Source organism: Bacillus pseudomycoides DSM 12442 (assembly GCF_000161455.1).
Lineage (GTDB): Bacteria > Bacillota > Bacilli > Bacillales > Bacillaceae_G > Bacillus_A > Bacillus_A pseudomycoides.
Genome location: NZ_CM000745.1, coordinates 2,629,776 through 2,652,270, shown reverse-complemented (window position 1 = coordinate 2,652,270; position 22,495 = coordinate 2,629,776). Strand labels below are relative to the sequence as shown.

At 35.5% G+C, this 22,495-nt stretch carries 25 protein-coding genes, 2 pseudogenes and 1 riboswitch; of the genes and pseudogenes, 7 read left to right on the top strand and 20 right to left on the bottom strand.

Annotated elements, in window-relative coordinates:
• Positions 1-7: 7 nt before the first annotated feature.
• Positions 8-763, bottom strand: coding sequence for an ADP-ribosyltransferase (locus BPMYX0001_RS30835; protein WP_006095327.1), 756 nt, complete (start codon positions 761-763; stop codon positions 8-10).
• A 356-nt stretch (positions 764-1,119) separates the two neighbouring features.
• On the opposite strand from BPMYX0001_RS30835, the pseudogene BPMYX0001_RS34930 reads away from it, so the two are divergent.
• Positions 1,120-1,318 (top strand): annotated as a pseudogene (locus tag BPMYX0001_RS34930) (IS3 family transposase); the annotation flags it as partial.
• A gap of 132 nt (positions 1,319-1,450) precedes the next feature.
• Here the strand turns inward: BPMYX0001_RS34930 and BPMYX0001_RS13295 are convergent.
• Genes BPMYX0001_RS13295 through BPMYX0001_RS13270 form a run of 6 tightly spaced genes read right to left on the bottom strand, consistent with a single transcriptional unit; the run spans position 1,451 to position 5,550 of the window.
• Positions 1,451-2,026 carry a hypothetical protein gene (locus BPMYX0001_RS13295; protein ID WP_224796210.1) on the bottom strand — a complete coding sequence of 192 codons (576 nt, stop codon included), beginning with the start codon at positions 2,024-2,026 and terminating at the stop codon, positions 1,451-1,453.
• A complete protein-coding gene (locus BPMYX0001_RS13290; RefSeq protein WP_240516995.1) occupies positions 2,019-3,671 on the bottom strand; it encodes a zincin-like metallopeptidase toxin domain-containing protein in 1,653 nt (550 codons plus the stop codon). The genes BPMYX0001_RS13295 and BPMYX0001_RS13290 overlap by 8 nt, the downstream gene beginning before the upstream one ends.
• A gap of 35 nt (positions 3,672-3,706) precedes the next feature.
• Positions 3,707-4,036, bottom strand: coding sequence for a hypothetical protein (locus BPMYX0001_RS13285; protein WP_006095325.1), 330 nt, complete (start codon positions 4,034-4,036; stop codon positions 3,707-3,709).
• On the bottom strand, positions 4,036-4,767 hold the full coding sequence (locus BPMYX0001_RS13280; protein ID WP_003207688.1) for a DUF5081 family protein: 732 nt from the start codon (positions 4,765-4,767) through the stop codon (positions 4,036-4,038). Before BPMYX0001_RS13280 ends, BPMYX0001_RS13285 begins: the two co-directional genes overlap by 1 nt.
• A gap of 17 nt (positions 4,768-4,784) precedes the next feature.
• Positions 4,785-5,093, bottom strand: coding sequence for a WXG100 family type VII secretion target (locus tag BPMYX0001_RS13275; RefSeq protein ID WP_018766320.1), 309 nt, complete (start codon positions 5,091-5,093; stop codon positions 4,785-4,787).
• Positions 5,094-5,145: 52 nt separating this feature from the next.
• Entirely contained in the window at positions 5,146-5,550 is a 405-nt protein-coding gene (locus BPMYX0001_RS13270; protein WP_018766319.1) for a hypothetical protein, read from the bottom strand.
• A 519-nt stretch (positions 5,551-6,069) separates the two neighbouring features.
• Here BPMYX0001_RS13270 and BPMYX0001_RS13265 point away from each other — a divergent pair.
• Complete coding sequence (locus BPMYX0001_RS13265) at positions 6,070-6,582, top strand: GNAT family N-acetyltransferase (protein ID WP_303047176.1); 513 nt, start codon at positions 6,070-6,072, stop codon at positions 6,580-6,582.
• Positions 6,583-6,710: 128 nt separating this feature from the next.
• Here BPMYX0001_RS13265 and BPMYX0001_RS13260 read toward each other — a convergent pair whose 3' ends face one another.
• From BPMYX0001_RS13260 to phaZ, 4 genes are all read right to left on the bottom strand, one after another.
• The gene (locus BPMYX0001_RS13260; RefSeq protein WP_018766317.1) at positions 6,711-6,911 is read right to left on the bottom strand and encodes an NETI motif-containing protein; all 201 of its coding nucleotides are present in this window, start codon (positions 6,909-6,911) and stop codon (positions 6,711-6,713) included.
• Entirely contained in the window at positions 6,895-8,091 is a 1,197-nt protein-coding gene (locus BPMYX0001_RS13255) for an MFS transporter (RefSeq protein WP_018781751.1), read from the bottom strand. Before BPMYX0001_RS13255 ends, BPMYX0001_RS13260 begins: the two co-directional genes overlap by 17 nt.
• A 266-nt stretch (positions 8,092-8,357) precedes the next feature.
• Positions 8,358-8,612 (bottom strand): hypothetical protein, encoded by a 255-nt coding sequence (locus BPMYX0001_RS13250; RefSeq protein WP_050774409.1) that lies wholly within the window; start codon positions 8,610-8,612, stop codon positions 8,358-8,360.
• A 63-nt stretch (positions 8,613-8,675) separates the two neighbouring features.
• Entirely contained in the window at positions 8,676-9,590 is a 915-nt protein-coding gene (phaZ, locus tag BPMYX0001_RS13245; protein ID WP_006095323.1) for an intracellular short-chain-length polyhydroxyalkanoate depolymerase, read from the bottom strand.
• 174 nt (positions 9,591-9,764) lie between these two features.
• Here phaZ and BPMYX0001_RS13240 point away from each other — a divergent pair, with 174 nt between their 5' ends.
• From BPMYX0001_RS13240 to BPMYX0001_RS29455, 4 genes and pseudogenes are all read left to right on the top strand, one after another.
• Positions 9,765-10,184: a MarR family winged helix-turn-helix transcriptional regulator gene (locus BPMYX0001_RS13240; RefSeq protein WP_003202902.1), complete on the top strand. Its 420-nt coding sequence runs from the start codon at positions 9,765-9,767 to the stop codon at positions 10,182-10,184.
• 14 nt (positions 10,185-10,198) lie between these two features.
• Entirely contained in the window at positions 10,199-11,398 is a 1,200-nt protein-coding gene (locus tag BPMYX0001_RS13235) for an MFS transporter (protein WP_018766314.1), read from the top strand.
• A gap of 100 nt (positions 11,399-11,498) precedes the next feature.
• On the top strand, positions 11,499-12,761 hold the full coding sequence (locus BPMYX0001_RS13230; protein WP_006095321.1) for a serine hydrolase domain-containing protein: 1,263 nt from the start codon (positions 11,499-11,501) through the stop codon (positions 12,759-12,761).
• 37 nt (positions 12,762-12,798) lie between these two features.
• Positions 12,799-13,090: pseudogene (locus BPMYX0001_RS29455) on the top strand (TIGR00366 family protein); the annotation flags it as partial.
• A gap of 210 nt (positions 13,091-13,300) precedes the next feature.
• On the opposite strand, the gene BPMYX0001_RS13220 reads toward BPMYX0001_RS29455, so the two are convergent.
• From BPMYX0001_RS13220 to BPMYX0001_RS13210, 3 genes are all read right to left on the bottom strand, one after another.
• A complete protein-coding gene (locus BPMYX0001_RS13220; protein ID WP_033798975.1) occupies positions 13,301-13,663 on the bottom strand; it encodes a hypothetical protein in 363 nt (120 codons plus the stop codon).
• Positions 13,660-14,235 carry an NAD(P)H-dependent oxidoreductase gene (locus tag BPMYX0001_RS13215; RefSeq protein ID WP_006095317.1) on the bottom strand — a complete coding sequence of 192 codons (576 nt, stop codon included), beginning with the start codon at positions 14,233-14,235 and terminating at the stop codon, positions 13,660-13,662. The genes BPMYX0001_RS13220 and BPMYX0001_RS13215 overlap by 4 nt, the downstream gene beginning before the upstream one ends.
• Positions 14,236-14,518: 283 nt before the next feature.
• Positions 14,519-14,779 (bottom strand): hypothetical protein, encoded by a 261-nt coding sequence (locus tag BPMYX0001_RS13210; protein ID WP_003202914.1) that lies wholly within the window; start codon positions 14,777-14,779, stop codon positions 14,519-14,521.
• Between the two features lie 102 nt (positions 14,780-14,881).
• A riboswitch (SAM riboswitch) is annotated at positions 14,882-14,980 on the bottom strand.
• 334 nt (positions 14,981-15,314) lie between these two features.
• On the opposite strand from BPMYX0001_RS13210, the gene BPMYX0001_RS13205 reads away from it, so the two are divergent.
• Complete coding sequence (locus BPMYX0001_RS13205; RefSeq protein ID WP_006095316.1) at positions 15,315-15,506, top strand: hypothetical protein; 192 nt, start codon at positions 15,315-15,317, stop codon at positions 15,504-15,506.
• Positions 15,507-15,552: 46 nt separating this feature from the next.
• Here BPMYX0001_RS13205 and BPMYX0001_RS13200 read toward each other — a convergent pair whose 3' ends face one another.
• The 6 genes from BPMYX0001_RS13200 to BPMYX0001_RS13175 all read right to left on the bottom strand — a co-directional run bounded on the left by BPMYX0001_RS13200 (position 15,553) and on the right by BPMYX0001_RS13175 (position 22,384).
• Entirely contained in the window at positions 15,553-16,263 is a 711-nt protein-coding gene (locus BPMYX0001_RS13200) for a YwiC-like family protein (protein WP_006095315.1), read from the bottom strand.
• 214 nt (positions 16,264-16,477) lie between these two features.
• A complete protein-coding gene (locus tag BPMYX0001_RS13195; RefSeq protein WP_018766309.1) occupies positions 16,478-17,200 on the bottom strand; it encodes an ECF transporter S component in 723 nt (240 codons plus the stop codon).
• Entirely contained in the window at positions 17,173-18,834 is a 1,662-nt protein-coding gene (locus BPMYX0001_RS13190; RefSeq protein WP_170959248.1) for an ABC transporter ATP-binding protein, read from the bottom strand. Before BPMYX0001_RS13190 ends, BPMYX0001_RS13195 begins: the two co-directional genes overlap by 28 nt.
• Positions 18,807-19,685, bottom strand: coding sequence for an energy-coupling factor transporter transmembrane component T (locus BPMYX0001_RS13185; RefSeq protein WP_033798973.1), 879 nt, complete (start codon positions 19,683-19,685; stop codon positions 18,807-18,809). The genes BPMYX0001_RS13190 and BPMYX0001_RS13185 overlap by 28 nt, the downstream gene beginning before the upstream one ends.
• A 22-nt stretch (positions 19,686-19,707) precedes the next feature.
• Positions 19,708-20,499 (bottom strand): DUF4430 domain-containing protein, encoded by a 792-nt coding sequence (locus tag BPMYX0001_RS13180; protein WP_006095310.1) that lies wholly within the window; start codon positions 20,497-20,499, stop codon positions 19,708-19,710.
• Between the two features lie 55 nt (positions 20,500-20,554).
• Positions 20,555-22,384, bottom strand: coding sequence for a DUF4430 domain-containing protein (locus tag BPMYX0001_RS13175; RefSeq protein WP_033798972.1), 1,830 nt, complete (start codon positions 22,382-22,384; stop codon positions 20,555-20,557).
• Between the last annotated feature and the right edge of the window lie 111 nt (positions 22,385-22,495).

The following is a 22,495-nucleotide window of genomic DNA, read 5'->3' as shown; positions in this document are numbered from 1 at the left end:
CTATCACCTACTTTATTAAATCTAAAATCAAATGTATCTTTCCATCACTATCAACATTTGCACTTTTTATAACCATCTCTTGTCCTGAATTAAAAAGTAATTCTGCTTCGGTAGGGATATAACTAATCTTACCTACATAAGCTGCATTAGCTCCCTTAGGAACATTAATTTCCCACGAAACATTCATATGATCAAAAGATGATTCTTTCACCATTGCAGTACTGACAAATCCATTATCTTTAACTGTTTTCCCTACTAAAGAGTCTACCACAATTTTGCCTTCATCATCTATTTTATATAGATTTTTAAATGGTTTTAAATCAGTTCCACGATATACTTGTATATCGTAAGGAACACTTGCTTTATTTAAACCGCTTTTAATATTATCAATTACACTTGATTCTACATCATTCAAAGAGTCTGCAATTCCCCTAAGATAATTATTAATTTTTCTATAATCATCCCCAGTATATTGTCTAATAGCACTTCTTTCACTTTCAGTTAAAGATTCTATCCAATTATCAAAATGCTTACTTCCCCATTCATGTGCTTCCTCTAAATTGCTAAGAGGCTTTTTAGCTTCGCCATTCAGATTTAAATTCTCAAAAGATTGTACTGTTTTCGTCTTAAGCACATTTCCATTTTCTGCAGGAACTTTCCCAATACTTTTACCTATATAATCCACACCCTCGGCCATTCTTCCGCCAAGCTGATACATTTTTTCATTTCCGTATTTTTCTGCTTTTAGGCTTTCTAGTCTCACGCGGTCAAGCCTAATATTTTTTCCGTCTTGCAATGATTGTACTATATTTGAATGAAAAGTAGTTTCCTCATCTCATCTTTTTGGTCATAACGCAAGGCTAATTATTAATTTGATTCTTTTACAATTTTCTCTACAGCCGTCATACACTGTATATAGCCGTTACAAACCATAAAAATTACTATAAAAAGTTTAACACTTGGTGCATTTATAAAATTATAATGAACCCTTTAAATTTTATGCTTAAACGCAAAAAGCACTTGTTGCCTTTAGTAGACAATCAAGTGCTTTAAGTTCATGTATATCCGTATGGTCCTATGGACTCAATTTCATGAAGTTCTTACTTTTTACAATAGATTTCAAAGAGGAAGTGTCCGTATGGATAACACTTGTATCAAGTCGTTTCATGCCATTCTAAAAAAAGAAGTACACTGCACACAATATGTCACGTTTAAGCAAGCAACTCTAGCATCATTGCAATACATTGAGAGATTTTATAACTGTAAGCGAATCTATATTTACACCCATTATAAAACTCCTCAGGCAATAAAAAATTGAGTTAAAGAAATCGCTTAAATTCAACTTTTTTATGTCCACGATATTGACTCAAATTCAGTCTCAATGAAGACTTTGTCTTTAAGCTGGTACTCCATGGTTGATAATTCATTATTTCTGCGAAATATTAATTGATTACTCATCATATTCATCTGATTCATCATCTAAATGCGGAGTTACAGGGTAGCCTGATGGATCATATATATATTCAACACATGATTTTTCATCAGAAATAATAAGAGACACATTATCATCACCACCAAAACGTGAAGGTGGTACCTTTATTTTAACTTGCCATGCATAGCCATTAAAACCATCATAACGTTCATAAAAAGCTATCGATTCTCTAATATTTGTAGGGAGTACCCCTTCCAAATGATTCTCATCATTGTAATCTTGAGAAATTTGAATCACTCTGTCTATATTTAATTTAGGATGTATACTTGGTATTTTGTTTTTATCAACTCCTATTATTAAAAACTCAATAGCTTTTTTTTTATCAGAAATAACCAAAAATTTGTCAAAATCCTGAAAATCTAGTTCAGCAAGCCATACGCAACCATCAATTGCAAAAAACTTATTATAAAATTGAATTGATTGACTTGTATCATTATTTATTGTCCATGGAAGGTAATTCTTATTACGTTCATTTAAATATTCTTGTGCAACATGTAGTGCTTTCGTTACAGTTAGTTTTGGTTCATTACTCATCTAAACACCCCTTAAATATTTCAGAATCAGCAGGTGGCCATCCATACGGTGGCCAATGTCCATTTCTAAGCGAATAAATATAACGTTCAGTAGCAATTATCTCAGCCCTTGTGAAGTTTGCTCTATTCTCCATAATTTTATTGTATACATGCTCTTCTCTTTGTAAAACGGTTTGTTTCAAGTAATTCTCTTTTCCCAACTCTAACCATTGTTGTGCATGTACATTTTCATGATAAGCAGCGATTTGTGACGGTCTTCCTCTAAAATAAATTTTACCTGTCTCAGGATCGAAACCACCTGCTTTTCCTCTTGGTACTATTTTTTTATCAATTACAACTTCAATTCCCTGTTTACTTAACCCCTCTCTATAGGCTTTAAAATCAGCTACTCGCATTATTCTATTTCCATTTTTATCAAATTTAAATACATTCCCACTAACTCTTTTTGTATCCCAATTAGCGAAATCTAATTTACCATCCATAAACTTACTGCTCTCTGCATGGCGTGCATTAACCCACTCAGTAACTTTCCCTGGGCCAACTTTCTTCCCTATCAATGTACCGTCTCCAGCTGCTTCAACGCCTTTGAAGGAAGCTGTTACATAATCTACACCCCCAGCCATTTTTCCGCCAAGCTGATACATTTTTTCATTTCCGTATTTTTCTGCTTTTAGGCCTGCTAGTCTCATGCGGTCAAGCGTAATATTTTTTCCGTCTTGCAATGATTGTACCATATTTTTCCCTACATTTGGGTTGAAACTCTTTACTTCCCCTTGCAATTTCCCAAATGATCCAAGGGTTTTGAATCCTTTTACAATTCCTCCGACACCACCCGTGAAAACATCAAGGCCACCTGAAACATATCTTTCTACTTTTTCTCCTTGACTTAATTTCCGGTGTGTTCCCCAGTCTTCTCCGTCATGGGCACTTTTTACTTGGAGCCCGCCAAATACCAGTGATGCTGCAACCCCTAATGGTGGACAAATGAACATTGCTCCGACTGTTAGAACTCCTAATCCAAAGTCACGCCATGCCTCTAGTTGTTTTTGCTCATCCTCTATTGATCTGTATTCAAACCCTCGCGTCGAAGGAACACGTTTTCTGTATTCTTCATATTCAAGCTTCATGTTTGGATCTTTTCTTTTCCATTCTTCATATTCAGCATGAAGAACTTTATCAAATGCACGTGAGTCTTTGAAAATATCATCCACCGTTATTTTAGGTTTTGTTGTTGTGATCGTTTGCGGTGTGTTACCGTAACTATATGAACCTGGTACTGTAGTTGTTGTTGTAGAGCCAATTCGGTTTGTAGTTTCAAAGTTTTTAATTGATAAATCTCTCATTTTTTGTGCAAATTGATCCATTGTTACTAAAAATGGTTTATCAATATGATCATAAACGACTTGCCCTGCGTCATCACAATATTTTTGTAGAGTCGTATATGCAACATGTAATTCCGCAATTGTTTCAGTCTGATCTTTATGATGAAAATAAATACTTCCATCTGAATCAAGGTCATGTATTCTTTCCTGTACATCTTTTAAAAGACCATTCGCTTGATGTAATTTTACGAATGTATCTTTTGTGATTTGGTTCAAGCCATCTTTCATATCTACCCAATCTTTCGGCTTATAACTAACATCCATTTTTCTTCCATCCCCCATTCCCATATCAGCCGTAGTTATTCTTGAGGTTGTAATTTATTATGTAATTCTTCATCTTGTGTTTTCATTTCTTGGCGAACAACCTCTACAATGGATGCCGCTCGGTTATAATGGTCTGCTAGTTCCAATATTTTATTTAATATTTTCGGATACACGTCTATAACTCGCATCGCTTCTCCTTCAAGATAGAATTGACACTTCTCTAGATTTTTCGCATTTGTCGCTATAGCACCTGAATAAATGTTATATATGCTTTGAAGACGTCTTATAATGTCTTCTATCTCATCATAATTCAATACAATTTCTGAACTGCTACTTGCTCCGCCATCTTCCATTGGTATTTGCATTAATTTCGTCCTCCTAACGAGAATTGTCGTGGATCACTTATTTTCTTATACGGCATTTTTAAAACATCATATAATTTCTTGTTCACCGCATACAGACTAGCCCATTCATAACGCTTACGTTCTACTTCTATTTGAATAAAGTCTTCCCCCTCTGTAAAGTACAAGAAGCATTCCCATTTCCCTCTATCTTCTGCTCTTCGGCTCCGCGGGCGAGACACTGTTTCGATAGCTAGTAAATCCTTTTCAGATAAATCCATTTCTTCAAATGTTCGCTGCTCTTTTTCTGTCATCTTCTTTGTAAAAAAGGTATCTTCAATTTCTCTTGGTTTTCGCATTAAAAACGGAATCCGTTCTAATAATGAAAAATAGACATCTCGCTTCGCTATGTAATGAATTTCATATTCTTCATTTTGTTTTCGTTCTGTTAAGACAGCTACTCTGTCTTTATCTTGTGGCAAAAATCCAATTAATAGATTATTAATTCGCGTATACTCTTGGCTTTCTTGATATGCCCTCAGTAATTCAATCAGCTGAAAAGCCGCTGGTGTCAGCCCATTATTCTCTGTAATAAGCCCTTTCTCTTTCAATTCCGCTGTTGCTTTCGTTATGCAATCTTCATCGGTTAAAGCAAGAATTTCACGCTCTTGTAAGCCAAATATGTACGTGACTCCAGCTGCACCAGCTAATGTGTACAGTTCAGCAGGTGTAAAGCTCCACACTTCTCTTCCCATCTGTTTTATCCTCCTCTCTATTTCAATCTTTTTATATTTTCTACTTCATCCCTATTTGTAAAGGAATGAATGTTCTTATCAAGCTCCTTAAGCGCCTTTGTCTGTCCTTCAAGTGCATCTGCGACTTCAGAATTGTACTGGATGAGCAATTCTAAATAACATAAAAAGGCATCTCGTGTTTTCCCATTCCAACGAGAACCGGTTACATGTGATTTTAGTTCATTTGCTTGCTGGAGTGATTCTTTTACTCCCTTTTCAATCTGCTCTGCATAAGAAATGGCACTCGATATTTCATTTCCATGAATCTCAATTTCTTGACGATGCATTCCCATTCCCCTTTTCCTTCAATACTTTATACAATTTTCTACTCCACTATCTCTAAGAGTTTTTTAACTTATTTTTTTCTGCTTCTATAGCTGCTGCAGCTGTTTGTTCTTCTGAAATTGCTTGTGCCTTATATTCCTCCCATTTTTGATATGCCCTGCTTTTAGCAGACCTTACATTACCTAGGGCTTCGCGAAAATAACTGATTGTCTTGGAGTATTCTTGATCCTTTTGAGGACGTTTTACTTCAAATTCACGAGCTGGAATTTTATCAGATGATAATCCACCATTTTTCGCATCATACCTTTTCTTTGCTGATTCAATCTCTTCAATCAATTTTTCTAATTCTTTTTCCTTACTTTTTAAGTAATCATGCAATTTATCATATTGATCACGCTTCCGTTTACTTTCTGTATACCCGAAAAACTCTAAAAACGAATCCACCAAACTTCCCGACATCATGATCCCCCTTATTTACCTTGATAAGATAATATATTTTTCAATATATTTCGTATAGAATTTCTTGCGATTATATTCTGATTTATTAATATATAATGAATCTTTTTTTATATCAATATTTTACCAAAAAATGATAGTCATTTCACTATCTATTAAGATAGAACACTTCATCATGCCCACTTTGTAAATAGCAAGTAATTTTATAAAGCTATACAACCCAGAAACTTCCATCAGTAGAATACTTACTGCCAGCGAATAGCAGGTTAAAAATGCGTCTTGTTGAAGAATCTCTTAATTCGAGTTATGGTTATTCTACTCTTTTGAAAAAATACGGTATTCCTTCATTTGAACTGGTTAGTCAATGGATGAAACTGTCTGAAAGGTTTAGTGCTAGAAAATTAAACTACTCCCCTGCTTACTCTGTTCGATTTATTCTAAATATTATAAACTATAATGAGTTAGAGCAAGTAAGTAAGACAGTGTAATGTAAAAAAATGATATAGGAGAAAGATGATGACAATGCAGTTAGTGAAACCAACACACCAGCATAGCAAACAAATCATGGCTTATCGGCAAGCATTCCTAGATGCAAGAGAACAACCGCATGGTAGTTGTTCCTTACAACAATTTGATTCCTTTGACGGATGGCTTGAAAAAGTCACAATCCAAGAAAAGGGAGAAAATTTACCACTAAATCGAGTTCCATCTACTCAGTTTTTGAGCATTGAAAAGGGGAAATTAATCGGTTTCATCAATATCCGCCATCGATTAACACCAGAATTACTGATGGAGAGCGGACATATCGGTTATAGCGTGCACCCGGGCGAACGTCGAAAGGGTTACGCCACTGGGCAACTTCAGCTTTCCTTATTTGAAGCGAAAAAATTAGGATTGGAGAAAGTGTTGATAACTTGTGACAAAGCAAATATCGCCTCTGCCAAAACCATTCAAAAAGTTGGAGGTATCTTAGAAGATGAAGTAATTTCCCAGAATACTGGCGAAATTGTTCAGCGTTACTGGATCAAACTATGATTCCATAAAACCCCAAGAGTCATACTTGAAATCGTATCGAAACTGGATTAAAACGAAAAGAAAAATCGGAGTGAGGAATCACTCCGATTAAAGTCTAACTTTTGAGGTTCAGTACAAAGAACCTCTCCTTATTTCAACTTTCCTTCAAAAACAATTTTTCTTCCGCACGGTTCTACAACTGTTTGTCCATCTTTCTTCACTTCATGAAAGATCGGCTCTTCCATGCGGCGCGAAGGTGCATATCCTTCACGTTCCATACGTGCTAAACAATCTGTAATGCTTTCGTTCTCTTGTACTTCAAATTTTTTCTTATTAGGTTGTTTTGTCATGCCCTAACCTACTTTCTATTTTTCTTGATGCGAATTGACTTTTCATATATGTGATATATAGAAGTGCAATAATTGCCATTATTATCATAACTGCTATAAAAAAGCTTGTATACTGTATTTTTTCTATAAATACGCCTCCTAATACAGGTCCCATAATACTTCCTATACTAAAGGCAATTCCGGATAATATATTCCCTGCTGGCAGTAAGTGTCTTGGTAATAAATCCGTCATAAAGCCAAGTCCTAATGAGAAACATGAACCGATTACCATTCCAGCTAAGAGCATGCACCCAAATACAATCCAATAATACCCGTCAAACACCGCAGCAAGTAAGAAAACTACTGTACTGATGCTGAATGTCCACGTTAAAATGCGATCTCTTCCATATTTATCACTTAATATACCAAGTGGAATTTGTGTAATAATTCCCCCGATTGCAAATGCGGGTAATAAGAAGGATACATCAGAAACAGACCAACCTTTTCGAAGTGCATATACTGGCAAATTACTATTCAGCATTGCTTCTAACGCACCGTATGCCAAAGGTCCCATAAGTGCAATCCACGCAAGTACAAATACTTGCTTATAACGAGAAAGCGATGATTCATTTTCTTTCCCTGTTTCATCTTGAGCTGGAAAAGCATTTTTAGTTGGAAGTAATAGCAACCACCCTATTAAGCAAAGAATCGTCGATACAATAAATGGAGTTGCAAGTCCATATTGAACAGTACTCGCTAAGTATGGTCCTACTGCAAAACCGATACCAAAAAACACTCCATATATAGATACTTGTCTTCCAATTTTACTTGGATCAGATGTCGTTGTAATCCACGTTTGCGTTCCAACATGTAACATATGATCCCCTATTCCTACTAGAAAGCGAAGTAAAAACCATATCCAGAATGAAAATGTTTGTGTAAAAAAGAATAATGAAATGATAACGAGAAATCCACCGATTACGATAATTGGCTTCATTCCAAACCGTTGCATCGGTTTTTCAAGCCATGGCGAAATAAATAATATTCCAATATATAACGCAGTTGCATGGATTCCATTAATACTGGAACGAATTCCTTCTTGTTCAAAAATCATTGCGATAGCTGGTAGAAGCATCCCTTGCGATAATCCAGAAATCGCAACAATCCCCACCATAATCCAAAATGTAAATCGTATTGACATCCTGTTCCCTCTCCCTTTTCAAGCTCACCAATTTTCATTATAAAGTGAAACTTTAATCAGTGGGGGGTTTTTTTCATCCCCACTGATTATTAGCCCTCATCAATCGGATTTTTACGGACAGCCCGTCCCCCACCTAACTTCTTTGCTCTTGCTGAATTTTGAGGTGGGGGTCTTACTGCCCGCAAATAGCGGGATAAACTTTTTTCAAGAATGATTGTGTGAATATCAACATAAAAAAGAAGTTAAAAGATTACTCTTCTAACTTCTTAGCCATCCCAAATTTGTGCTTTTACAATATGATTAAAATGTTTAAAAAACGGACTTCCATATAAGATAGGACCATAAAAGAAATTATACATAGCAACACTTGGTATAAGCTGTACTTGCGATTGTGGAGCAAAAGGTTGCTCATAAACTTGTATATACATAGGATGGACAAATACTTTTGTATATGCATGACTACTATATGGTGAGTGAAATATAAGAGAAGGTTCATGTATTCTTTCTGTAAAAACATTCATTGCAAATTCCCCTTTAGATACAAATATTATAGTATATGTAACATTGGGGTCTTTGGGAATGTACTATTTCTCTAACCAAATTGTAACATGCTGCGTAAATTCATCTAAACAGTCAACAAACGGCGAATGCCCACAATCCTCTAATATGACTAGCTCAGCATCCGGGAGATGTTTTGCTAATTCTTCTCCTACCACTTGCGGTATAACGTAATCACGATCTCCTTGTACGACAAGAGTTGGAACTTGCAGACGGTGGATATATCCATTTCCAGGAACGACTCCATTATGTTCATCTGAAATATTAAATGTAATTAAAGCATAGTTTACATCAACAAAATTACGCTGCGTTAACATATCATCTAAATATTTTTCATAGCGCTCTGGATCTGGTTTGTTATGTGTATAAATGAGTAAGTCCCAAACCGTTCGATAATAGAGCTTGTTCATATTTTTAATGGCATCTAGTACAGGAGTAATTTGAACAGGATCTTGTGCAATTTCTTCTTTTGTTTTTAATAACGTGGATACGATAGGCTGACCATTAATATCCTTTTTAAAGATCGGATATCCTTTCATTCCGACTGATTCTACCAAAATTAGTTTCTCTACAAGCTCCGTATGGCAAGCCGTAAACTCCATTGCGACGCCACCACCCATTGACCAGCCCATCAGTGAAAACTTCTTCAATTGTAGCTCGTCTATAAATAACTTTACATCATCTGCAAAATCTTGCAATGAATCTATTGGCTTATTGTATGTTGATTTCCCAAAGCCTCTTAAATCAATGGCATAAATATGATATTCATCTTGTAATTTCTCAATGACTAAATCCCAATGCTGTGAAGATGTCATATTCCCGTGGATGAGTATAAGTATTTCTTTATTTCGCCTTCCAATTTCTTGGTATGCGATTGTTTCTCCATTTGATAACGAAACAAATTCCATTGTTGCAGGCTTAATCATCACACATTCCCCCATCCAACTATAATAGAAAGAAAATTGTAAACTTATTTTCAGAATACCATATAGAATGTATGTTCTCAATACGAAAACGATACAAAATTTTTACATAAAACAACATATCTATTGCTAGACAATTATGGTAAAGAGGTATATAGTTAGCTAGGTAACTAATTTGAAAGGATTAAATACATGGACGAAAAACAACATTTTTTTCACATTGTCAGTCAAACTTCTCGAAAGTTTACTAAGAAATTTAATGAACGTGTGTCACCAACAGGTTTATTTAGTGCACAATGGGCTGTTATTTTCCGAATCAATCAAACGGGGCCTTGTACACAAACTGAGCTATGTCAATACTTAAACGTTGAATCTCCAACGATGACTCGTACATTAACACGTATGGAAACGATGGGATGGATCATTCGAACTGAGGGGAAAGATCGCCGTGAAAAGCTCATTTCCTTATCAGAAACAGCATTAGAAATGATTCCAGTATGGCAAGAAGAAGTTGATACTTTTGAAGAAAAAACGTTGCAGGATATTAATGAAGAAGACTTGCAGCGAGCATTTCAAGTACTAGAAGCTATTATTAAAAATTTAGATGATTAATTGGAGGGATGACGATGCAAAGTGAGAGACTTTGGACGAAGGACTTCCTTGGAACTTGTTTTAGTAGTCTGTTTCTCTTTTTAACGTTTTACATGCTTATGACCACCCTGCCCGTCTATGTAATAGACGGATTGAAAGGAAAACCAGAAGAAATTGGTTTAGTCGCAACAGTATTCCTTATTTCTTCTGTCCTATGCCGCCCATTTACCGGAAAGTGGCTTGACGATTTAGGGAGAAAGAAAATATTATTTATTTCACTTTCGTTATTTTTAGCTGCTACCGTGATGTATTTCGGTGCACAAAGTTTATTTTTATTACTTGCCCTGCGCTTCCTTCACGGGATTGGGTTTGGAATGGCGACTACAGCAACAGGTACAATTGTAACAGATGTCGCACCACCGCATCGCCGCGGTGAAGCACTTGCCTATTTTGGTGTATTTATGAGTCTGCCGATGGTAATCGGTCCTTTTTTAGGTTTAACGATTATTTCGCACTTTTCATTTACTATTCTATTTATCGTTTGTTCTGTATTTTCATTACTAGCATTTCTATTAGGTTTACTTGTTAATATTCCACATGAAAAGCCAGTAAGTAAACAAAAACGTGAACGAATGAAATGGAAAGATTTAATTGAACCTTCTTCAGTTCCAATTGCTCTAACAGGATTTGTTTTAGCATTTTCTTATAGTGGCATTTTATCTTTTATTCCTATTTATGCAAAAGAAATTGGTTTAGGAGAAGTTGCAAGCTACTTCTTTATTGTGTACGCACTCGTTGTTGTACTTTCTCGTCCATTCACAGGGAAAATATTTGATCGTTTCGGTGAAAATATACTTGTTTATCCTTCGATTATTATTTTTACAATTGGAATGTTCATCTTAAGCCAAGCACAAACGTCATTTTGGTTCCTTGGTGCAGGTGTATTAATTGGTTTAGGCTACGGAACATTAATTCCAAGTTTCCAAACCATTGCTATTTCCGCGGCTCCAAACCATCGACGCGGCTCAGCAACAGCCACTTATTTCTCATTCTTTGATAGCGGTATTGGTTTCGGTTCTTTCATATTAGGTATAGTAGCTGCAAAATCAAGTTATCATAATATGTATTTCATTGCTGCCATTATCGTTGCATTCACATTACTTATTTATTATGGTCTACATGGCAGAAAACAAAAGTTCAAAAAGCAACATACAGACAGAAAATTATCAGCTTAATGTTAATAAGGAAAGTAAACTCCTCTGTTTACTTTCCTTATTTTGTATTTCTAAGAAAACGAGCGTATACTTACTGTAGAAATAACAAGGAGGTACATAGATGAACTTTAAAAAATCTCCCCTTTTATTGCTCATACTTACACTACTATTTATAGTAACTGGGCTTGGATTTGCATTTTTCAAACAAAACAAAGTCTCTCCTTCTAAAGAGAACGTGACAAAGGAAAACTGGTTACAAGACCCCTACTTACGTTGGTCATACACACATATGAAAGAATTAACGTTAACGAGCGAAGTGAAAAATAATCCTGAGCAAGTATCCCCATTCCCTACTGCATTACAAAACTTAGATGATTTTTCTGTTAAAAAGGAAAATGGAGGCAATATTCCTTTAAAAAAACTATTAGATGAGAATAAAACAGATGCATTTGTCATTGTACATAACGAAAAACTTGTTTACGAGCATTATTTCAATGGATATAAACAAAATGGGCCGCATGGAATGGCCTCTTTAGCAAAAGTATTTACTGGTGCACTTGTACAATCATTAACCGAAGAAGGACTCATCAATGTACACAAGACCGCTGAAACATATGTCAAAGAATTACGAAATACACCTTTCGGGAAAGCAACAATTCAACAATTAATGGACATGCAGGTTTCTGCTGAATACCCGACACATGGGTATATACAACCGGGATTAGAAAATCAAGATGCACAGTTATATTTAGCTAGTAATATTCTTCCTCGTGCTAAAAACTATGATGGCCCAATGAAAATTTATGATATGTTACGAGAAGCAAAAGAAACAGCATCACCTGGAACTGCATTTTCATATAATAACGGCTCATCTGAAACACTCGGCTGGATTATACGGACAGTGACCGGCAAATCATTAGCCGAAAATGTAAGTGAACGAATTTGGTCCAAAATAGGTATGGAAGAAAATGCGTATTATATTACGGATGAAACAGGAGTTGAACAGGCAAGCGCCGGTTTAAATGCCACTGCAAGAGATATGGCCAGATTTGGGCAATTGATTTTACATAACGGTCGCTATCATGACGTGCAAGTTCTCCCTTCCTCTATTTCGGAAAGTGTAAAGAGCGTACAAGAAGGCGAATTAGCAATCGGGCCAGGTGCACCTATTTCTTATCATAATCAATGGTGGATTCCTCATAACGAACAGGGCGCTTTTGAAGTGTTAGGAAGTTACGGACAATGCCTCTATATCGATCCAAATGCAAATATGGTGATTGTACACTTTTCATCAAATGCTAGTCCGAGCAGTGATGTCCATTCTACTTACTCCAATATGTATATACAAATTGCAAAACACTTAGAAAAGCTTTCACAGGAGTGAAAGCTTTTCTTTATTTATGATTCATCAAAACATTCAATTATTCACATTTTTAAGCTCGAGAATTGTAAATGTTTTTGTTCCATCTAGAGGCGGACAATGAGTCGTTCAAGCCCCTAAAATGATCCCAGCTGGCACGGAACTTGGTGTACCTACCGCGAAAACTGTGATGGCAATCGCTTGGGGCGATGCTTGGACGAACTTAATACAGCCTTTCTGGGCATTACCTGTATTAGCCATTGTTGGTTTAGGTGCGCGATATGATAGGGTTTTGTGTTGTTAATTTACTATATGCAGGGGTAATCATCAGTTTATGCTTTCTTTTTATTTAAATCAAAATGATACTAAATAAAACAATTACGAAACAACTAAAAAAATTTCCTATATATCGTTTGCCAGAAGGGGAGTGTTCTTAGAAGAAAAATGAAATAACTTTATTATTTCTACACAATCTCAATAAAAACGAAAAAGTAACCCTTTCCCCTCGCTGATTTGAAAACGATATGACTTAGTTTTATACTAGCTTTTTTACATAATAACTATTATTGTGATTGTTCATTTTCAATACATATAATCACATTTCCCCATTCCCTAGTAGTGAAATTTAAACTCCCGTACCCAAATAATTCTGTACATACATTTTCTATACTCGAAGGGTTTGCTCGTAAAAGATCCCACCGTAATGCTTTGGGTAAGTCATACATCTTATACTCCTTACTTTCTTTAATAACCCCATCGACTTCCCGTTCACAAATTCCCCTTACTAAATAATCAACTCTTAGTTCTTGATACACTTTTTGAAACATCTCGCTATGGTGTTTCAATTGAAGCAAACAAGCAATATATGTACGGAACAATTCATCAGTACGATTACAGCATCTCATTATGTTTTCTATTTCACTCATAATTTTTTAGCCTTTTCTTGCATTTCTAGCAGCCACTTTTCCCGTTTTATCGCTTTACTTGTTTTTACAGATTGAAAGACTGAACGTTTTATTTGGCGTATACCACAAAATCGTAAAATCCCCTTTTTCATAATCACCCAATCAGCAGAGCGATATAAGAGTGCCACGTACCATAACGGCGAATCTAAAGTATTAATAACCCATGCTTTTTTTCCTATGAGTAATCCTTTTGGTAACGCCCCTTCATATTTATAAGAAAATCCTGTAACAAAAACGCGATCAATAAACCCTTTCAAAATAGCTGGCATTCCCCACCACCATATTAGATAAATAAAAATAAAAAAATCTGTCTCTTTGATCAATCTTCTGTATTTTTCTGTCTCTTCTTCATATGCTAAATCACGTCTTCTCTTATCTTCATTAAAAATAAGTACTGGGTTAAATTGTTCTTTATATAGGTCAAGCAATGTAACAAAATGATTTGTTTTTTGCAGTCCTTTTTGTACATGTTCTAATATAGCTGCATTGAAACTAGATGGATTGGGATGTGCATATATGATTAGTACATTCATCTCCAAACAACACCTTTCCTTAAATTCCCTTTTGACTCCGCCTGGTTTGCATGATATTCTAATACATGTCAAGTAGCAAGCCTACATGACACAACAACTGACACCTACTCGGCGAAGGTGTCTCTTTTCGTTTTTAGCCGAATGAAATGCCTCTTTCAGGGCATATTCAACTTTTGACACTACACACTCAACACCATTCCCTTGTATCAGGCTGCTTCTGCAGTCTTTTACTCTACATACTCCTTTTAATTTTCAGATAAATTATAGCATGAAAAAAGAGAGCCTAGCTCCCTTTTCGCGCCTTATAATATACCCCTTTTTCAGCATAGAGGTATTCTTCATCAGCTAAAGTAATTTTCCCATCCAGTTTCAATTCGTCTAATAACCTTGATAAATAAAATTGGTGTAACATTTTTTTCGTGAATTTTCCTTCATGATGCGAAACGATATGTTCTTGAATATCTAATAGTGATATTGGTTTATCTTGCTCCATCATATATTCATATACTGCATTACGCAGCTTTACGTATTTTTCAAGTGTCACAGTACAATTGCAACCCCTTTCTTCTTATTCTGTTGTTTTTAGAATCGGTTTTTTTGCAACAAAAAAACCTCTTCGATAAGAAGAAGTTACGTATATATCTTCGTCTTATCTCCCAGAACAAATATGTTCTGCTGGAATTAGCACCTGCATCGCGGTTGCTGGGTTTCATCGGGCCAGTCCCTCCACCTCTCTGGATAAGAAAATATTCACTTTATAGCCTACTATAGCCATTTTCATTTCAATTGTCAAATCATATAAAGTGAAACTTTAATCAATTGAACCATTACTATCTGTAATAGCAGGGATAAAACATTTAAAACAAGTTATATTTTCTTTTCTAACGTTCATACTAGAAGTGTATGCAATAGAGTGGAACTTTAATCAGTGGGGGTTTTCTACATCCCCCACTGATTATTAGCCCGACCAATCGAGCTTTTACGGGCAGTTTAACTCCCACCTAACTTCTTTTCTTTCACCGAATTTTGAGGTAGGAGTATTACTGCCCACAAATAGCGGGATAAAGGAGTAATATATAATGAGCAAAAACGCACGTGGATATGTTCAAGATTCTTATCATTCTTTACATGAAGCAAAACAATCTTTAGAAAACGCATTACAAACAGTCGAAAAAAGTGATAATCGAGAACGTATAGAACAATCCTTACAGGCTGTGGAGCACGCCTTACAAAAATGTGATCATGCGGTTCATATTTTGGAACAAGAATAAATACATCCCATCTATTTACTAGATGGGATGTAACTCAAATGGCATACTAAAACAGTATTGCCGTGACAATTAAAAAATATACAGAATTAACGATTTCTAAAACCCCTACTTTTAAAATAGATATTTTCTTACCATATAATATAATTGCTCGAACTAGACTAGGTATAAAAACTAGAGAAAGCCATGGGTTTACTACAAACAATGCAACAGTTAAGAAAATGTGATATCCCCATGATACATAACGATATGTCGGGTTATTCTTTTCACGTATCATTGTTTTCACATAAAATGTACTACCTAAAAAGTATAAAAAAGAAGTTGCTGCAATCCAACATGCTGTTTCATCAATTGTTTTCATTGAAAAATAATAACTAATCAAACCGCCCGTGCAGAAAACAAGTATTGCACAAATATCATTTACTAAAGCTCGTTCCCTTTTTTGACGAGCAAAATATATATTCACAAAAAAGAGCGGAATCATAACAGCTGCGAGGAAAAGAATTCTCCACTCGTATAGTAAAGATAGTATACCGAAGACACATGCAATAATAAAATAAATAATTGCTGAATGTAAAAATGCTTTCTTTCGCGGTTGCTTCATGTACATTAAAAATGGATATGTTGCTAAATAGATAAATAACCAAGCGATAAAGAGTGGAATATGATAGAAAGTAGCTTTACCAAGTATTACACTAAGTATAAATGGAATCAGCAGCATCCCCCATGCACCGTGCTGCTTTGGAACAACTAGCTTCATGAATAAGGCATCTCCTCTTTGAATTTTTTCTCATTTACTATTATATAAAAAATCTCATATAAAAATCGAAGCATATTAAATCGATTTCTTGACATTTTTCACAATATAATATGTATGAAAAAATGCTTCTCACCAGTGGTAAGAAGCATGAAAGAGGCAAACGAATATGTAAGTCGCGACCCTACTTTATATTCTTATGCTTTATGATATGTACTTATGCTTTGTTTACTTGAGATAATAGCTCTTTATCATCATCTAAAATTCCATATTTCTTTTTAAACCTTGTAATAATTCTAATCCACGATGAGCTAAACAAAACAAGAAAAATTACATTTGAGAGTGCATGAGCTAGATCAAAGTAAAAACTTGCAGCGTAGTATGCAATAAAGTCTTTCCATGTTAATCCTTCTAAAAAGCCAAGTATCCCCCACAAGTTCATAATCCAGCCAAAAACAAAGCCGGCTATGAACCCATAGATGACTCTCCCCCATAACTTTCTCATTATAAATGTATTTCGAAGTAAACCAGCTATAAAGCCTATCATTCCCCAAGAAAACATTTGCCACGGTGTCCAAGGCCCCTGTCCTAAAAATATATTAGATACAAGTGCTGCCGTTGCCCCAATCATAAAGCCTGTTTCACTTCCAAAAACAATTGCAGATACAATAATAACAAAAGATGTTGGTTGTACACTCGGCATAATGGAAAACGGTACACGACTAACTGCTGCTATTGCTGCTAAAACAGCTACAATGACTATTTCACGTGAAACAAATGCTTTCCTCTCAAATCGTATATAAAAAGGTAACATGATAATGGATAATAAAAATAAACTACACCAAATATAATATTTATCTGTTACAAAAGAAGTAAAGAGAAGCGTACTTATTACAATAATGAAACTAAGCATTATGAGAGCAAAATATCGCTTGGACACGATTTGTACACATCCTCCCACGTTAATGCATAAGGTAATTGCTTGCGAATAAAACGATTAATAGATGTTGTATAAAAGAAATTATCACTAAAGAATTTCTTTGGTGTATCATCCATAATTACGTTCCCATCAAATAACATCATACAATGATCAACATATTTAGCTGCAAATTCAATGTCATGTGTTGCCATCACAATTGTTGTTCCTTCTTTTTGTAACTCTTGAAACAGCACACCTAATTTTTCTTTTTTTTCTGGATCAAGCCCTTTTGTCGGTTCGTCTAGTAATAATAAATTTGGCTTCGATAATAAAGCCGTACATAGTGCGATTAACTGTTGTTCTCCCCCACTACAATCATGTGGATGACGATCTCGAATAGAATGAAGCCAAAATCTTTTCAACATATCTCCTGCGATTTTTTTCCCTATATCACCATATAATTCATTTGCTCTTTCAAAAACTTCATCCCACACCGTCTCAAATGTAAAATGATAATATGGATGTTGCGATACAAAACCTATTCTTTTAAATCGTTCCTTTGAATCAATTTTATGAATCTCCGTTCCGTTCCACCGTACTTTTCCTCTTCTAGTTTTGTTTAATCCTGCCAAGATGGTTAAAAGTGTTGATTTTCCAGTACCATTTTTCCCAACAAGCGCAGTCCACTTCCCTTGTTCAATTGATAAGGTTAAGTCCCGTAAAATAAAAGGGCTATTTTTTTCATATTGAAAGGATATATGTTTTACTTGTAAAATCACTTCTTTTTTTTCTGTTTGCGATATAACTGGCACTTCATGTTCGATAGGTAACTCGGAATGAATTTGTGTTTGTGCTCCCTTTACCGTAAAGGGTATTTGCTCTACATTCCATTCTAAAAACAATCTTGGAATTTGAGGAATAAACGGTCGGAATTCTTCTACTGTCCACATTTTAGATATAACCTGTTGCGGAATTCCATCATAAATAATTTCCCCAGCATTCATAAACACAACTCGAGTTGCTAGTGGCATTACTTCGTCTAAACGATGTTCACTCATGATAATTGTAATCCCGAGTTCTTCGTTAATTCGTTTCAATAACCCTAAAAAATCTTTTGCTGCAATTGGATCAAGCTGTGCTGTCGGTTCATCAAGCAGTAACAATTTAGGTTGCAAAACAAGAACTGCCGCTAAATTAACAAGTTGTTTTTGTCCTCCCGATAACGTGTGAACAGACTGGTGTAACAAATCTTGAAAACCTAAAAAACTAATTAATTCAGCGATTCTCTTTTGAATTATACTTGTCTCTAAACCAACATTTTCAAGAGAAAATGCCAATTCTTGAATTACCGTATCCATAACAAGTTGATTTTCTGGATTTTGAAACACCATTCCCACTTCTTGTGCTGACAATAAGTCTGGCATCTCCAGTAAAGAAGTTCCATTATAATACATACTACCTGTGCGCTTTCCAATTGGGAGTAACTCTTTCTTAAAATGTTTCAAAAGTGTTGTCTTACCACATCCTGAACCACCAGCGAGCACAATAAATTCACCTTGAGAAACCGCTAAGGAAACGCCTGTTAATGCTTGTACTTTTTCATCAGCATACGTAAATGCTAAGTTTTTTATTTCTGCATGCGCCACCATAACCATTCCCTCCCTTCCATTATGATTGGTAAACTAATAAACAGTATAAATAACACGAATAATAGTCCATCATATTGCTGAAATACAAGTGATTCCACCCTTGGATAGATTAATAGTTTACCAGCACCACAATAATTAAACACAAAACAGCTTAGTAATAAAATCACTAAACAGGCAAGTATATACCAATCTTTCCTTTCCATTCGATATCGAATGTACGTACTACGCTTCGTCACTCCAAATCCACGCGCTTGCATAGAATCTGCCGTTTGTAATGCATCTTCTAGAGAACAAACAAGCAACACCTGCAAGAGTTTCATTCCATTTTTGATTCTCCCTATGAATGAGCCTGAATCTAATTGAACACCTTTTGTTTTTTGAACAAGTGTAATTTGTCTTAAACGCCGGATGAATAAAGGAACAAAACGCACTGTTATCATTGTCAATAGCGCCACTTTCGGTGAAATCCGTGAAAATAAATACAAAAATTTATGACTTGAAATCATGTCATTGTAGGAAGTAAATGTGAACATAATAGTAAGTAATAATAATCCCATTATTAACCCATACATGCACGCTTCTAATGTAATTCGATTATCCCCTAAACGAAACAATGTCGTCGCTCCCCTATGCGTTAGCAAAGGATTTAACACAATCACCATTACAAAGAAAACAAATGTGCTTGGTAACATTGTTCTTATTTTCTCGCCATTTCCTTGCATGATGTTTAACAGTACAATCATAATAATCGCACCCATTAAAAAAAGAGGGTGAAGACACATCGTACATAGTATCATCACCCCAATATAATAGAAAAAATTCACAAAAGGATGTAAAGAAGAAAAAATGATTTTCATAACCTTTACCTAAAGCCCTTTCCTAATTTAACACATATACCCATTCGATTTTATCTCCTGGTTTTACTTTATATGCACCTGCACTTCGGTTTGGAAAAGTACCATTGACACGGTATTTCCATCCACTTTTCGGTCCTTTGTCAAATTCATATAAGTCATTGATTCCTTTTATATATTTACTATTTCCAGATCCAGTTGAATCAATCTCCAATCCCGTATTCTTTAGTACATCAAAAACTGTAGTTCCTTCTTGCATATCTACTTTTTTCGCACCTAATAAATACCCCTGATCTCCATGTACAGAAATGGTAACTTGCTTTTCCTCTGGTTTTGGTACTGGCTTTGGTTCGGGTTGAGGTTGAGGTTGAGGTTCTGGCTTTGGTACTACTTTAGCCTTGGGATCTTTCTGCTGTTCCTGCTTCGGTGTTTCTTTCGGCTGATTTACTACTTTAGCCTCTTCTTTTGCTTCTGGCGCTTTCGCTGGCTCAGGTTGTTCTTGCTGCGCTTTTGTTTGTCCTTGTTGTTTTTGCTGAGCAACTGGTTCTTGCTCTTTTTTCTCTTCGTTCTTTATTTCAGGTTGTTCTTGCGATTTTTGTTCCTGATTGTCCTTTTGTAGCTCTTCTTGTTGCTTTTTCTCTACTGATTCTTGCTGTTCTTCCGGTTTACTTTCTTCCTTTTTCTCTTCTTGTTTCAGTTTCTCTTTTTGTTCCGTTTTTGAAATTGCTTTTTGTTCAGATTTCGATTCATTTTGGCTACATCCAACAAGCAATCCAAATGAAAGGACAACTGAGAATAACCATTTCATCATATTCATGTTTTTCTCACCTTTCCTAATAAAATTAGGAGCAAATCATTGCTCCTAATTTTTGTTAAGCTGCTTTTCGTCTCCATAAAACATATGCTGAAGCGATACATAATACGCCCATTCCTACTGGCATAGCAGTATCCCAAGCAGATGCTCCTGTTTTTGGTAACTGACGATTTTTCGCAGTTTTTTCATTATTTACTGTGTTATCTTTCGTAACAACACGAGAGTTCTCATCGTTTGTTTGTTTCTCTTGTTTTTGAATGACTTCTTGCTTTTCAATCACATTGCTCTCATCCACTACAGGTTCCTTCGGCTCATCAACTAAGTTTATATCATCTTCAGTTGATGAATTTGTCCAATCATATATAGAACCTTTACCATTTACAAATGCCTTATATTGAACAAGTGCTAAAAGTGCTTGTTCAGTAGCCATACTACTACCCTCTTCGTCGCTTGGCAACCATTTAAATTCACCATTTGCAAGTTGGTATGATATTAAATTTTGAACTGCGTTTACATTATTTTTAGTAAATGCTTCACTAGTTGGATCAATCCCTGTAATAGCAAGTCCAATAATTGCTTGTGCAACACTATTAGAATTTTCTTGGCCATCAGCTTCGAATCCGCCAGTGTTCAATTGTTTATTTGATAAATATTTTACTGCTTTTTTTACAGCTTGCTTTACCTCTGGTTGTTTCTGATATGGCGCTAATGCCGATAAAACCATACCCGTTACATCAATATTACTAGCTTCTTTCTTACTACTTTCAACATTGTATGTCCAACCACCGTCTGTATGCTGTCCATTTAAAATCTCTTTTACTAAAGCCGCACGATTCCACTTTGCTCCAGCCGGTACTTCATATTTTTTTGTATCAAGTGCAAGTAAAGCAAATGTATAACCAGTAACAGAATTTAGTTTTTCAGATTGATATAGTTTTTGAACTAAATTCTTTCCTGCAACATTTGTTGGATTTCCATTTACCGCTGATACCGCTAAAACAGTCCTTGCTATATCTGTAGCGCTAAATCGTTCCACACGTTTTTCCACTTTTTGTGTTAAAGATTGTAAATAACTAATCTTTGTTTCTACTGGAATATTATTTCCTGAACGAGCAAGTGCAATTGCTACCCAATCACTATCGATTCCATCTTCCATCATTTTTTTTGATGTTTTAGCAATCGCTTGATCTAATTGCTTCATTAGTAATTCATTTTTGATTGGCTCTTTCAACTCATTAGGCTTTTGTTCTTGTGGCTTCTGAGCTTCAGGTTTTTGTCCATCCGGCTTTTGTTCTTCTGGTTTTTGTTCCTCAGGTTTTTGTCCATCTGGCTTTTGTTCTTCTGGTTTTTTCTCCTCAGGCTTTTGTCCATCCGGCTTTTGTTCTTCTGGTTTTTGTCCCTCTGGTTTTGCTGTACCTGAATCTTTTTTACAAGTTCCATTCTTATCGAGTACTTGTTGCAACTTTTCTATGCTCATATTGTCCCAATTTACAACAAAACGAAATGCAACAACATCTCCAGATTCTAATTTATAACTATCTGCCCCTACCATGGCAGCTTGATCATTTACATCATATGCCCATCCGCTTGTAGCACTTATATCACCAGCCATTAAACCGTCAATACCTTTAACATACATACCATACTTCGTATTCTCAGCTGTTACTTTAGTCCCCATAACTTTTTGTAACAAACTATAGGCTGTTTCCCCATCTTCAATTGACACTTCTTTCGGACATAAAATAACTCCTTTTTGCGATTCCCCAATGATCGCAAGTGTTGCTGTTTTCCCTTCAGCAAACGTAATATGTACAGTATTTGTAAATGAAACAAATACTAATGCCACTGCCATTATCAACGTAAGCAGCCATTTTTTTATCATTGCCATCCTTGGTTATTCCTCCCTTTGCTTACATATACATAAAAAAAGGCCCTTCAAGGGCGTGCAATAGCACTCTACCGTGAGTGCTAAACCAAAATGCACAACACCTCCTCCTAT

Bases quoted from the DNA above. Each gene is read 5' to 3' on its own strand.
- BPMYX0001_RS13200 (WP_006095315.1), bottom strand. From the start codon at position 16,263: ATGAAGCTAGTTGTTCCAAAGCAGCACGGTGCATGGGGGATGCTGCTG.
- BPMYX0001_RS13270 (WP_018766319.1), bottom strand. From the start codon at position 5,550: ATGTCGGGAAGTTTGGTGGATTCGTTTTTAGAGTTTTTCGGGTATACA.
- BPMYX0001_RS13215 (WP_006095317.1), bottom strand. From the start codon at position 14,235: ATGAATGTACTAATCATATATGCACATCCCAATCCATCTAGTTTCAAT.
- BPMYX0001_RS13280 (WP_003207688.1), bottom strand. From the start codon at position 4,767: ATGGGAAGAGAAGTGTGGAGCTTTACACCTGCTGAACTGTACACATTA.
- BPMYX0001_RS13260 (WP_018766317.1), bottom strand. From the start codon at position 6,911: ATGACAAAACAACCTAATAAGAAAAAATTTGAAGTACAAGAGAACGAA.
- BPMYX0001_RS13230 (WP_006095321.1), top strand. From the start codon at position 11,499: ATGAACTTTAAAAAATCTCCCCTTTTATTGCTCATACTTACACTACTA.
- BPMYX0001_RS13180 (WP_006095310.1), bottom strand. From the start codon at position 20,499: ATGAATATGATGAAATGGTTATTCTCAGTTGTCCTTTCATTTGGATTG.
- BPMYX0001_RS13275 (WP_018766320.1), bottom strand. From the start codon at position 5,093: ATGCATCGTCAAGAAATTGAGATTCATGGAAATGAAATATCGAGTGCC.
- BPMYX0001_RS13255 (WP_018781751.1), bottom strand. From the start codon at position 8,091: ATGTCAATACGATTTACATTTTGGATTATGGTGGGGATTGTTGCGATT.
- BPMYX0001_RS13240 (WP_003202902.1), top strand. From the start codon at position 9,765: ATGGACGAAAAACAACATTTTTTTCACATTGTCAGTCAAACTTCTCGA.
- BPMYX0001_RS13295 (WP_224796210.1), bottom strand. From the start codon at position 2,026: ATGAGTAATGAACCAAAACTAACTGTAACGAAAGCACTACATGTTGCA.
- BPMYX0001_RS13290 (WP_240516995.1), bottom strand. From the start codon at position 3,671: ATGGATGTTAGTTATAAGCCGAAAGATTGGGTAGATATGAAAGATGGC.
- BPMYX0001_RS13205 (WP_006095316.1), top strand. From the start codon at position 15,315: ATGAGCAAAAACGCACGTGGATATGTTCAAGATTCTTATCATTCTTTA.
- BPMYX0001_RS13220 (WP_033798975.1), bottom strand. From the start codon at position 13,663: ATGAGTGAAATAGAAAACATAATGAGATGCTGTAATCGTACTGATGAA.
- BPMYX0001_RS13265 (WP_303047176.1), top strand. From the start codon at position 6,070: ATGCAGTTAGTGAAACCAACACACCAGCATAGCAAACAAATCATGGCT.
- BPMYX0001_RS13175 (WP_033798972.1), bottom strand. From the start codon at position 22,384: ATGGCAATGATAAAAAAATGGCTGCTTACGTTGATAATGGCAGTGGCA.
- BPMYX0001_RS13235 (WP_018766314.1), top strand. From the start codon at position 10,199: ATGCAAAGTGAGAGACTTTGGACGAAGGACTTCCTTGGAACTTGTTTT.
- BPMYX0001_RS13185 (WP_033798973.1), bottom strand. From the start codon at position 19,685: ATGAAAATCATTTTTTCTTCTTTACATCCTTTTGTGAATTTTTTCTAT.
- BPMYX0001_RS13190 (WP_170959248.1), bottom strand. From the start codon at position 18,834: ATGGTTATGGTGGCGCATGCAGAAATAAAAAACTTAGCATTTACGTAT.
- BPMYX0001_RS13285 (WP_006095325.1), bottom strand. From the start codon at position 4,036: ATGCAAATACCAATGGAAGATGGCGGAGCAAGTAGCAGTTCAGAAATT.
- phaZ (WP_006095323.1), bottom strand. From the start codon at position 9,590: ATGGGGGAATGTGTGATGATTAAGCCTGCAACAATGGAATTTGTTTCG.
- BPMYX0001_RS13250 (WP_050774409.1), bottom strand. From the start codon at position 8,612: ATGAATGTTTTTACAGAAAGAATACATGAACCTTCTCTTATATTTCAC.